Source organism: Streptomyces sp. NPDC006265 (assembly GCF_040613555.1).
Taxonomy (GTDB): Bacteria; Actinomycetota; Actinomycetes; order Streptomycetales; family Streptomycetaceae; genus Streptomyces.
Map to the genome: position 1 here is coordinate 1 of NZ_JBEXSH010000209.1, position 11,352 is coordinate 11,352.

An 11,352-nucleotide genomic window follows, 5' to 3' on the forward strand; every position below is an offset into this window, starting at 1 on the left:
AGTCGACTGGCACTTCACCACCAACGACGCCCGCGTGAAACTGCGCCACCTCTACCCAACCACACAGCAAAAATAGGCTGCGACAATCTACTAGTACTCCAGCCGTAGATCGTGATCTCGATGGTGAGGGGCGTCGAGGCGGCGGGTGTCCAGCGTGGATCATCTCGCCCGAGATCGCCCATGCCGTCGCGGGCGTCAGCTCCTTCTCCGTCTACCCGAGTTCGCCGCGACGGAGGGCGTCCCTTATCTCGCTGAGCTTCGCGGTCGTTGCCGGGGTCCGCTCCTGTGCTTGTTCAGCGAGTCGGAGGGCATCGTCGATCTCGCTGAGCTTCCTGGAGGACAGGACGGCCGCCCGCTCTATCAGGTCGTCCCGGGACACGGTGGTCAGCCACGTGCACGGGGTGGAGCCTGGATGCGGGAACGCGAGCCGCAGCACGCCTTCGAGCGGCAGCCCTTCACCGGCGCCGACCGTCACTTCGATGCCCAGACCGCTGATGTCGAGGCCCGCCGGAGCGACGACCTGCATCGCCTGGAACCCGGACGGGTCGTCTCCTGACAGCAGTACGACCAGCCTCCGCTCGTCGAACTGGACCCACCAGACTTCGCCACGTTGCACAAGCCCTCCGATACACAGGACGGCAGGCAGACGCTGCGCGACCTGACGCGGTGTGGAGACGGGTGCGGCCACCGTTGATCATCGGTGTGTGAAGACAAACGATCATGCGGTGGCCGCAGGCCACAGCGTAGACCCTGGCTGCTGGCAGGAGGCGTTCGAGGGCCTGATGAGCCGGATAGCGGGACGCTTCACACGGGTCGAATCCCGACGCCGGGCCCGGAAGTTGGTACTCGGCCTGTTGTCGGACCTGCCGCGCAAGAACTGCTGGACCATCGCCGAGTGGGCCGGGGACAGGACCCCGGACGGTATGCAGCACCTGCTCGGGAGGGCGAAGTGGGATGCCGACCAGGTCCGCGACGAGGTGGGTGACTACGTGGTGGAGCATCTGCACGACGACGAGGCGGTGCTGGTGGTCGACGAGACCGGCGACGTGAAGAAAGGCACCGACACCGTTGGAGTCCAGCGGCAGTACACCGGCACCGCGGGCAGGATCGAGAACGCCCAGGTCGCCGTCTACCTGGTCTACGCCGGTCGCCGCGGGCACGCCGCAGTGGACCGGGAACTCTATGTTCCGCGTTCCTGGACCTCCGATCCCGACCGCTGCCGGGCCGCCGGCCTCGGTGACCATACGGAGTTCGCGACCAAGCCGGAGCTGGCCGCTCGCATGGTCACCCGATTCCTCGACGCCGGCCATCGGGCCGCGTGGGTCGCGGGAGACGAGGTCTACGGCGGCAACCCGAGGCTGCGCACCGCGCTGGAGGAACGCGGCACCGGCTACGTCCTCGCGGTGGCCTGCTCGCACGAAGTCACCACAGGCGCCGGGAGGTTTCGCGCCGACATGTTGGCCAAGAAGGTGCCCAAGAGGGCCTGGCAGAAGCTGTCCGCAGGGGCCGGAGCCAAGGGCCACCGCTTCTACGACTGGGCCGTCATCGACCTCACCGATCCCCGGCGCGGGAGCCGGCAGCTGCTGGTCCGCCGCAACCGCAGCACCGGCGAACGTGCCTACTACCGCTGCTACTTGTCTGCCGCAGTGCCGCTGACCACCCTGGTGCGCGTCGCTGGATCAAGGTGGCGGGTCGAGGAGTTTTCAGTCCGGCAAGGGCCTGGCGGCCCTGGACGAGCACCAGGTCCGCCGCTACCCGTCCTGGTCCCGCTGGGTCACCCTGGCCATGCTCGCGCATGCCTTCCTCGCTGTCCTCCGCGCGAACGAACACGAGGGTCATCCCTCGCCCGACGAGCTGATACCGCTCACTTGTGACGAGATCCAACGGCTGTTCATCACGCTCGTCAACCGGACCGTCTTTGACCCTGTCCACCGACTTCGCTGGTCCGTCTGGCGACGCCGCCACCAGGCCCGATCCCAGAGTAGCCACTACCGGCGTCAAGCCGCTCAAGCATGAAGATCACGATCTATGGCTGTAGTACTAAACGGCTACGTGGCCTTCGACGACGTCCCCTTGTCGCCACGCTGGGTGGCCCTCCGTCACATGGGGAGCGAGAACAGTCGTACTGGCCCTGAGGGCCAGCGGGCGCCGTTACGTAGGGGCATCACCATGGTCCGCAGTGGCATGGTTACCAGGCGGCCTGCGGGTTGTTCGACGATCACGTCCTTGTCGAGCGGGTGCCATCCGAGGCGCTGGTAGAGCGGCACGAGGGGAGGTCGGCAGAAGAGGAGTGCGTGCTGAGGACCCATCGTGCGGGCGTGCTCAAGGGCGGCTGTGACGACGAGCCGTGCCAGGCCCTGACCTTGCATGCCGGGGGCGACGGCCACTCCGCCGACGCCCACCACCTCTGTCTTGGTGTCGCCGATGGAGACAGGCAGTCGCAGCAGGCCAGTGTGTGCCACAAGCCGGTCTTCGTGACGGATGCCGAAGTGTTCTTCTTTCGGCAGCCAGGTCAGGCCGGTCGAGGCGACACCGAAGGGATCATCGCTGTTGCCCAGGATCTCCTCCTGGTCCGCCTTCGTGTACTGGGGGAGCCGCATCACAGTTGGGGCCTCAGCGGAGCGGGTCTCAGACATTCCCACATGATGATCTCTCCGCTGAGCACCGGCCAAGCCGTTTCTCCGCCGATGCGAGGCGTTGTCGCTCCCGATCGACAGACAATGTCCCGGCCAGGGGGCCATGCCGGATGGTTCCGAGCCTCTGACACACTGGGCGCGTGACGCCAGAGCCCGGCACCGCCGAGGAGTTCACCTCCCACCGTCCTCGCGTGTTCGGCCTCGCCTACCGACTGCTTGGTTCCGCCGAGGACGCGGAGGATACCGTCCAGGAGGCGTACCTGCGTTGGCGCGGCGCCGACCGTGCGACGATCGGACACCCTGGGGCCTGGCTCGCCAAGGTCGTCACCAACCTCTGCCTCAACCGACTCACCTCGGCCCGTGTGCAGCGCGAGCGGTATGTGGGGTCGTGGCTGCCGGAGCCCGTGTTCACCGAGGACGGGACGCTCGGCCCGATGGAGTCCACGGAGCAGCGCGACGCCGTGTCGACAGCCCTGCTCATGTTGCTGGAGCGACTGACGCCGACCGAGCGCGCGGTCTACGTCCTGCGTGAGGCGTTCGCCTACAGCCACCGGGACATCGCCGAAGTGCTCGATCTGACTGAGGCCAACTGCCGCCAGCTGTACCGCAGGGCGGTGCAGCACGTAGCGGCGGCGCGCACCCGCTTCGAGCCCACGCTCGGGCGGCAGCGCGCGCTCGTCGAGTCCTTCGTGGCGGCGGCTCGTGATGGAGACCTGGCCGGACTGGAGAGACTGCTCGCCGATGACGCCATCTGGTGGAGCGACGGCGGTGGCAAGGTCAGCGCGGCCCTGCGTCCCATCGTCGGCCGGGAAAAGGTCGTGCGCTTCCTGGGCGGCGTGCAACGGTTCGCGAGCGGCTTGGCCCTCACCGTCGCCGAGGTCAACGGCGCGTCGGCGTTGGTGGCGCACGCGGCGCGGCGGCTCGTCGCCGTCGCGTCCTTCGAACTGCGCGACAGCGGCATCGTCCAGGTGCGGGTCGTCGTGAACCCGGACAAACTCGTGTTCGCGGGTCGGCAGTTCGCCACGATGGTTCCCGGGGCGTGACCCGCAGGGGAGTGCGATCACCGGGAGCTGTCACATCTGCGGGCGGTCGTCGGTTCTCAGCGGATGACGTGCGCTCCACCGGGGAGCGCACGCCCACCGAAGGGACAGCAACTGCGATGACCACGATCCTGGTGACTGGCGGCACCGGAACGCTCGGCGGGCTCCTCACCAAGCGGCTGCGCGCGGACGGGCACGAGGTGCGAGTGCTGAGCCGGCACTCCCGGCCGTACGCCGTGGACCTTCGTGAGGGCACAGGCTTGGCCGCGGCTGTAGCGGGCGTGGACACGATCGTGCACTGTGCGACGTCGCCGCGCGGCGGTGACGAGCGGGCGGCCCACAATTTGATCGAGGCGGCCCGCCAGGCCGGGGTGCCGCATCTGGTGTACATCTCGATCGTCGGCGTCGACCGGGTGCCGCTCGGCTACTATCGAACCAAGCTCGCCGTCGAACGGCTGATCGAGGAGTCGGGGCTCGGCTGGAGCGTGCTACGGACGACGCAGTTCCACGACCTGGTACTGCGGCTCCTGCGGGGCTCGGCGAAGCTGCCGGTCATGCTGCTCCCGGCGGGAGTCGCCGACCAGCCGATTGAGGCGGCGGAGGTCGCTGCCCGGCTGGCCGAGATCGCCACCGGGGAGCCTACGAGGCGGGTGCCGGACATGGGTGGCCCCGAGGTCCGTACGTTTCCGGAGCTGGCTCAGGCCTATCTGCGCGTGAGCGGACGGCGCCGTCCCCTGCTGAACGTGCGCCTGGCCGGCAAGACCTACCACAGGTTCCGCGCGGGCGGGCATCTGGCGCCGAAGCGGGCCGTGGGCAAGGTCACGTTCGAGCAGTTCCTGACGAGCCGTTTTCCTGAGCGGGACTGATGCCTGGATCGAGGGTCTGACACGGGTACGTCGAAGGTCCGCTACCAGGGGTCTGTTCTGGCTGGGATGGGTCTGTCCGGCCATCGGCTCCACTGACCCGTCCTGATCCAGTCCGGAATTGTCACGGACCCCGGGGATATCAGCCACGGCACCCCCGGGGCCCGGAAATTACTGAAAGTGACCTTGTGGAGAGCGGGAGCTTCCTGGTGCGGCATTGCGCCGCAGGGGGCAGTACTGACGGACGAAGCGGCGGAGCATCGTAGGACACGGAAGTTTCGTATTCGTCCGTGAGTCTCGAGATCACGATCTACGGCTGCAGTACTAGCTTGATCTTTAACCTGTGCGGCGGGGCCGTGGGGTCGTTGACGACTTCGTTGGCTGTTTCCCGGTGCCTGGTTTGCGGACGGTGTGCACGTCCTAGCGCGGGGTGGGCCGGGTGTTCTTGCGGCCGGGTGGTCGTCCCGGGCCGGGGCGGAAGGATTTCGGTGCTCTGGCGGGGCAGGCGGCCTGCGGGCGCAGGTGCCGAAAGTTGCGGCGGACGCGGGCCGGGGTGAGTCTGTTCGGCGGGCTCGGCTTCTCCCACGGCCGGCGCAGGTCGGCCGCCAGCGGCCGGGCCAGCCGCAGCTGGGTGTAGACGGCGAGGATCAGCCAGGTCCACCGGTCAGCCGCCTCAGGAGTGCGGGTCTTCGGGCAGGTCCAGCCCAGCGTCTGCTTGAACAGCCGGAACGTGTGCTCGATGTCGAAGCGGCGCAGGAAGACCTGCCAGAGCAGGTTGACTTGGGTGTCGGTGGCATCGGTGCCCGACCACCACAGCCACACCGGCTTCGGGGTTGCGCCGCTGGGCAGGTACTCGACCTGCAGATGGATCACAGTGCCCTCGATGACCGGCAGATCGCCCAGCTGGGAGACCCACGCAGAGCGGTGAGTCAGCCTGGGGTGGAGCCGGTCCCAGGCCCTTGCGGTTGCCGTGCCATACAGACGGGTCTCGGTCACCGTCGCCGCATCGGGGATGTTCCAGGTGCCCGGATCGCCGAAGACGAACTCGCCGCCGTGGCGGGGCGGACGGCCCCGGGTGCCCGGCTCGCGGGGCGGGGCCGCCCGCCGCAGGACCCGGTCCGAGCGCATCCGGCCCAGCACCTGCACCGGCAGGTCGTTGAGCAGGTGGGCCAGGCGGGGCACGTCGTATCCGGCGTCCACCACGATGAGGACGTCCGGGTCGCCGTCCTTCCACTGCCCGGCGTCCATCAGCCGCTCGATGACCTCGCGCATCTGCCGGGCGGTGACGGTGGCGGCGTCGTCCCCGGGCGCCAGACGCAGCGCGTCCAGCGGCGCGGTCCAGGAACTGCGACCTGCTTCCAGCGCGCAGATCACCGAATAGGGCCAGCCGGGGACGGGGATGTGCTGGTCCTTGCCGCGTCCGTAGGTGTGACACAGGATCCGCTGCGGTGAGGTGTGCGCGTCGGGGCGCAGCCAGTTGGTGATGTCGGCGGCCAGCACCAGCCGGCCGTCCGCCGCCCTCGGCAGCGGCACCGCAGCCAGGGCTCGCCGCAGCCGAGCAATGTCCATCCGACCGGCGGCCAGGGCGTTATACAGCCCGCCGTGTCCGCGGCGATGCTCGCCCACCAGCGAGAGTTCCACCAGCGAGCGGACCGGGCCGTCCGCACACAGCACGGCGTCGGCCAGTTCGAACAGTGCATCCGAACGCCTCGTCAGGCAGGAGTAGAACTCGCCTCGGAAGCGTGACAGCTCCGCCAACGCTTCCTGCCGGGTATCGCGATGCAGCAGACTCATCCTCACGGCCTTCGTGCTGGACGTGTGTGTTCCTTGGTCGGAGCACATGTTCAGCCGAAGGCCGCTTCTGCGTACGGCAGTTACCGGACCGAGTGATCAAGTTCGATGCACTATTCGACGCCGGAGGTTAAAGATCAAGCTAGCGTGCCGTCAGCCGGCGCGCCGCCTCCTTCACGGACGCCCGCAGGCGGTCCCGGTCCGGTTCCCCCTCGCCGACGAGGATGCGCCGCATCTGCGGGACGACGGTGGTCCAGTTGGCCAGGGCGGTCACCAGGAACAGCAGGTCGGCCGCCGGGATGGCGTCCGTGACGACGCCCCGCTCCTGGCCGTCCTGGAGGGCGGCGACCTTGCGGGCGTAGTGCTCCTGACGGTCGGACTCGTGGGGCAGTTCGGTGCTGCCGTACTCCAGGCCCTCCCAGAAGAGCAGGCGCAGCAGCTCCGGGTGGGCGGCGTGGTAGTCCATCAGGCGGTCGACCCAGCTCTCGATGTCGTCCGGGTCGACGGGGACGGCCTCGGCGAGGTGGAGCATCTTCTTCTCGAGGACGATCGCGAACAGCTCGGCCTTGTTGCCGAAGTAGGCGTAGATGAGCTGCTTGTTGGCCTTCGCCTCGCCGGCGATGCGGTCGATGCGGGCGCCCGCGATGCCGTGCCGGGCGAACTCGGCGACCGCCGCCTCGAAGATCCGGGCCTTGGTTGCCTCGGGGTCCCTTGCTGCCATGGGGGAGAGGGTAGCGCGTCAAGGTAACCAACTGTTTGGTTGACAGGAAATGGCGGGGCGGCTCACACTGTTCCCTCATTAGCCAACCAACCAGTTAGTTGCTAAGCCGACTCCAAGGAGCCCCCTCCCATGCCGTCAGCGACCACCACCGCCACCGCCCGGGCCACCACCCCGGTGCGGCGGACCCGGGAGCCCGCCCCCGGGCTCTTCCTCACCCTGATCGCTGTGTGCAGTGCGGTCACCGCCGCCAACATCTACCTCGCCGCGCCGCTGCTCCCGCTCATGGCCCGCGACTTCGGCTCGGCACCCTCGGCCCTCGCCTGGATCGCCTCGGTCGCCCAGCTCGGCTACGCGGTCGGGCTGCTGTTCTTCGCCCCGCTCGGTGACAGTGCGAACCGGCGCCGGCTGGTCGCCGGGCTCACGCTCGTCACCGCTCTCGCCCTGGGTGCCAGTGCGGCCGCCCCGGGCGCCGCCGCCCTCGCGGTCGCGGTGTTCGTCGCCTCGGCGGCGACCGTCATCCCCCAGCTGCTCGTCCCGCTGGTCGCCGAGCGGGCCCCCGCCGAGCGGCGTGCCCGGCATGTCGCGGCGGTCATCGCGGGGCTCTTCACCGGCATCGTCGGGGCCCGGGTCATGGGCGGGCTGGCCGGGCAGGCCTTCGGCTGGCGCTGGGTGTTCGCGGGCGCGGCCGTGCTCACCCTCGCCCTGGGGCTCGCGACCGCTGTGGTCCTGCCGTCGCGGCGGCGCCGGGAAGGCCCCCTGTTCGCGGGGCTCGTCGCGCTGCCGTCGGTGCTGCGGGGCTCGCCGGAGCTGTGGCGGGCGTGTGTCCGGCAGGCCGGGATGTTCGGTGCGTGGAGCGCGTTGTGGACCTCGCTGGCCCTGCTGCTGACCGGGCCGGAGTACGGGCTGTCCACCGCGACCGCCGGGCTGTTCGGGTTGTTCGGGCTGACCGCGAGTGCGGTGGCGCCGCTGGCGGGCGGACTGGTGGACCGGTTCGGGGCGGCGCGGGTGGTGCGGTCGGCGTATCTGATCGCCGCCGTGTCGGTGCCGCTGTTCTGGCTGGGCGGGCAGGTGATGGGGGCGCTGTTCGCCGCCGCGATCGCCGTGCACGCCGCGCTGGTCGCCTCCCACGTCGCCAACCAGACCCTGGCCCTGACGGCCACCTCCACCCCCGCCACGGCCAACACCGCCTACGTGGTCGCCGGTTTCGCGGGCGGCGCGGCCGCCTCGGCCCTCGCGGGTGCCGCCTTCAGCCACTTCGGGTGGGGCGGGGTGTGCGCGGTCGCGGGTGTGTGGCTGGTGCTGGGGCGGAGGCTGACCTCCGTACGCCGGTGAAGCGGTCGAGCGGCACGCGCGTGCCCGACGTGCGGATCCCGGCGTGCGGATGCGGAGGAGCCCCCGGCCGCAGCCAGGGGCTCCTCGAAGGCCGGCCGGTCAGCCGAGGGACGTGACGTCCAGCTCCCCCTTCGCGTACTGCCTGCGCAGCACCTTCTTGTCGAACTTTCCTACGCTCGTCTTCGGGACCGCCTCGATGACCGTCCAGCGCTCCGGGAGCTGCCACTTGGCGATGTGGCCCTCGTCGGCGAGGAAGGCGCGCAGGGTCTCGAAGGTGGCGGTGGAGCCCTCCTTCAGGACGACCGTGGCCAGGGGGCGCTCGCCCCACTTGTCGTCGGGGACCGCCACGACGGCCGCCTCGGCGACATCCGGGTGGGACATCAGCGCGTTCTCCAGCTCCACCGAGGAGATCCACTCGCCGCCGGACTTGATGACGTCCTTGGCGCGGTCGGTGAGGGTGAGGAAGCCGTCGGCGGAGATGGTGCCGACGTCGCCGGTCTTGAGCCAGCCGTCCTCGCTGAACTTGTCGGCGGGGCGCAGCGGTTCGGCGTCGGGGCCGTTGTAGTAGGCGCCCGCGATCCATGCGCCGCGCACCTCCAGCTCGCCGGCGGACTCGCCGTCCCAGGGGAGGCGTTCGCCGCCGGGGCCGGTCAGGCGGGCCTCGACGCCGGCCGGGAAGCGGCCCTGGGTGAGGCGGTAGGCGAACTCCTCCTCGGTGCCGGCGGCCACCCCGGCCGGCGGGCGGGCGATGGTGCCGAGCGGGGACGTCTCCGTCATGCCCCAGGCGTGGCAGACCCGCATGCCCAGCTTGTCGAAGGCCTCCATCAGCGCGGGGGGACAGGCCGAGCCTCCGATGGTGACCTGGCCGAGGGAGGAGACGTCACGGGGGTTCGCCGTCAGCTCGGCGAGCAGGCCCTGCCAGATGGTGGGGACGGCGGCGGCGTGGGTCGGCCGCTCGCCCTCGATCATGGCGGCGAGGGGGGCCGGCTGGAGGAAGCGGTCCGGCATCAGCATGTTCACGCCGGTCATGAAGGTCGCGTGCGGCAGGCCCCAGGCGTTCACGTGGAACTGGGGGACCACGACCAGCGAGGTGTCCTCGTCGGTCAGGCCCATCGACTGGGCCATGTTGACCTGCATGGAGTGCAGGTAGATGGAGCGGTGGCTGTAGACCACGCCCTTGGGGTCGCCGGTGGTGCCGGAGGTGTAGCACATGGCGGCGGCCTGGCGTTCGTCCAGCTCGGGCCAGTCGTACGAGGTCGGCTTGCCGGCGATCAGGTCCTCGTACTCGTGGACGCGGACGGCCGCGTCGGCGAGGAGGGAGCGGTCTCCCGGGCCCGTGACGACCACGTGCTCGACCGGCTTCAGATGCGGCAGCAGCGGGGCGAGCAGGGGGAGCAGCGAACCGTTGGCGATGATCACGCGGTCGGCGGCGTGGTTGACGATCCAGGCCAGCTGCTCGGGCGGGAGGCGGAGGTTCAGGGTGTGGAGGACCGCGCCCATGGACGGGATCGCGAAGTAGGCCTCGACGTGTTCCGCGTTGTTCCAGGCGAGAGTCGCGACACGCTCGTCGCCGGTGACGCCGAGGTCCTCCCGCAGCGCGTGGGCCAGCTGGGCCGCGCGGGCGCCGATCTCCGCGAAGGAGCGGCGGTGCGGCTCGTCCTCACCGGTCCAGGTGGTCACCTGCGATGTCCCGTGGATCGTCGACCCGTGGGTCAGGATCCTAGAGATCAGCAGCGGTACGTCCTGCATCGTGCTCAGCACGGCGTCCTCCCGGGGGGCGACATTGCCTACGCGGTGGTAAGGGTTGCGCTGATTCTGCGCACATACCGCGTGGTATGTCACTAGGACCGGGCGATCGATCACATCACGCCATGTCGGAGGGACAGCTCACAGCCGGGCGGGACAGCCCTTCACCGGCGGACAAGCCCCAGCTCAGCGTCCTCGCGGAGCTTGCCGAGCGCCCGTGAGACGGCCGACTTCACCGTACCCACCGAAACGCCGAGCACCTCGGCCGTCTGCACCTCGCTGAGGTCCTCGTAGTACCTGAGGACCACCATCGCCCGCTGCCGGGCGGGCAGCCGCATGATCGCCCGCCACATCGCGTCGCGCAGCGCCTGCTGCTCGGCCGGGTCGTCACCGCCCGGGACCGGGTCCGGTTCGGGCAGCTCCTCGCAGGCGAACTCGTCGACCCTGCGCTTGCGCCACTGCGAGGTCCGGGTGTTCAGCAACGCCCGGCGCACATAGCCGTCCAGGGCACGATGGTCCTCGATCCGCTCCCAGGCGACGTAGGTCTTGGTGAGGGCGGTCTGCAGCAGGTCCTCCGCGTCGCTCGGGTTGCCGGTGAGCGAGCGGGCGGTACGCAGCAGCACCGGCTGGCGGGCCCTGACGTACGACGAGAACGACGGGTACGGAAGGGTCTGCGCCGCTGGTCCGGCCGCCTTCGAAGCGCTCGTGCAGACGAGTGTGGTCATGGCTCAACGCTATGAGCGACAGTCCGGCGAGCGGATCGGCCGCAGGTCCCGAAGCGGGGTCCCCCTCAGGTTGTAGGGGTAGGGGCTGCTGCACCTCCTACAGGTGGAGCACCGGTCCCGGGGTACTGCGGGTTCACCCCTGCGGGTCGGCGGTCAGTACGAGTCCCGACGTGGGTACGCCCGTCCCCGCCGTCACCAGGACCCGCGCCGCTCCGGGCACCGGGTTCGCCGCGGTGCCCCTGATCTGCCGGACGGCCTCCGCGATGCCGTTCATGCCGTGCAGGTACGCCTCCCCCAGCTGCCCGCCGTGCGTGTTGAGGGGCAGGTGCTCCTCGGCCACGAAGTCCGCCGCCTCGCCGGGGCCGCAGAAGCCGAACTCCTCCAGCTGTGTCAGCACGAACGGCGTGAAGTGGTCGTAGAGGATCCCGACGTCGATGTCGGCCGGCGCGCTGACGGTCGACGGACACGACGCCCGCTTCATGGAACTCGATGTCCGAG

General features: G+C 69.8%; 8 protein-coding genes and 3 pseudogenes. 4 read left to right on the forward strand and 7 right to left on the reverse strand.

Features of this window, described 5'->3' with window-relative positions; translation table 11 throughout:
• Positions 1-211 precede the first annotated feature (211 nt).
• Entirely contained in the window at positions 212-616 is a 405-nt protein-coding gene (locus ABZ281_RS18650; protein WP_356656772.1) for a type II toxin-antitoxin system PemK/MazF family toxin, read from the reverse strand.
• A 166-nt stretch (positions 617-782) separates the two neighbouring features.
• Here ABZ281_RS18650 and ABZ281_RS18655 point away from each other — a divergent pair.
• Positions 783-2,016, forward strand: a pseudogene (locus ABZ281_RS18655) (IS701 family transposase).
• 83 nt (positions 2,017-2,099) lie between these two features.
• Here the strand turns inward: ABZ281_RS18655 and ABZ281_RS18660 are convergent.
• Positions 2,100-2,636, reverse strand: a complete 537-nt coding sequence (locus ABZ281_RS18660; protein WP_356656774.1) for a GNAT family N-acetyltransferase — start codon at positions 2,634-2,636, stop codon at positions 2,100-2,102.
• Between the two features lie 140 nt (positions 2,637-2,776).
• Between ABZ281_RS18660 and ABZ281_RS18665 the strand changes: the two genes are divergently transcribed.
• Both ABZ281_RS18665 and ABZ281_RS18670 read left to right on the forward strand, forming a co-directional pair.
• Positions 2,777-3,679 carry an RNA polymerase sigma-70 factor gene (locus ABZ281_RS18665; RefSeq protein WP_356656776.1) on the forward strand — a complete coding sequence of 301 codons (903 nt, stop codon included), beginning with the start codon at positions 2,777-2,779 and terminating at the stop codon, positions 3,677-3,679.
• Between the two features lie 116 nt (positions 3,680-3,795).
• The gene (locus ABZ281_RS18670) at positions 3,796-4,542 is read left to right on the forward strand and encodes an NAD(P)H-binding protein (RefSeq protein ID WP_356656778.1); all 747 of its coding nucleotides are present in this window, start codon (positions 3,796-3,798) and stop codon (positions 4,540-4,542) included.
• A gap of 420 nt (positions 4,543-4,962) precedes the next feature.
• Here ABZ281_RS18670 and ABZ281_RS18675 read toward each other — a convergent pair.
• Together ABZ281_RS18675 and ABZ281_RS18680 are read right to left on the reverse strand one after the other, a co-directional pair.
• A pseudogene (locus ABZ281_RS18675) lies at positions 4,963-6,333 on the reverse strand (NF041680 family putative transposase); the annotation flags it as partial.
• A 139-nt stretch (positions 6,334-6,472) separates the two neighbouring features.
• Positions 6,473-7,051: a TetR family transcriptional regulator gene (locus ABZ281_RS18680; protein ID WP_356656780.1), complete on the reverse strand. Its 579-nt coding sequence runs from the start codon at positions 7,049-7,051 to the stop codon at positions 6,473-6,475.
• A 129-nt stretch (positions 7,052-7,180) separates the two neighbouring features.
• Here ABZ281_RS18680 and ABZ281_RS18685 point away from each other — a divergent pair, with 129 nt between their 5' ends.
• On the forward strand, positions 7,181-8,383 hold the full coding sequence (locus ABZ281_RS18685) for an MFS transporter (RefSeq protein ID WP_356656782.1): 1,203 nt from the start codon (positions 7,181-7,183) through the stop codon (positions 8,381-8,383).
• A gap of 99 nt (positions 8,384-8,482) precedes the next feature.
• On the opposite strand, the gene ABZ281_RS18690 is transcribed toward ABZ281_RS18685, so the two are convergent.
• From ABZ281_RS18690 to ABZ281_RS18700, 3 genes and pseudogenes are all read right to left on the reverse strand, one after another.
• The gene (locus tag ABZ281_RS18690; protein ID WP_356656786.1) at positions 8,483-10,132 is read right to left on the reverse strand and encodes a long-chain fatty acid--CoA ligase; all 1,650 of its coding nucleotides are present in this window, start codon (positions 10,130-10,132) and stop codon (positions 8,483-8,485) included.
• Positions 10,133-10,293: 161 nt separating this feature from the next.
• Positions 10,294-10,854 carry a SigE family RNA polymerase sigma factor gene (locus ABZ281_RS18695; protein ID WP_356656784.1) on the reverse strand — a complete coding sequence of 187 codons (561 nt, stop codon included), beginning with the start codon at positions 10,852-10,854 and terminating at the stop codon, positions 10,294-10,296.
• A gap of 133 nt (positions 10,855-10,987) precedes the next feature.
• Positions 10,988-11,352: pseudogene (locus ABZ281_RS18700) on the reverse strand (hypothetical protein); the annotation flags it as partial.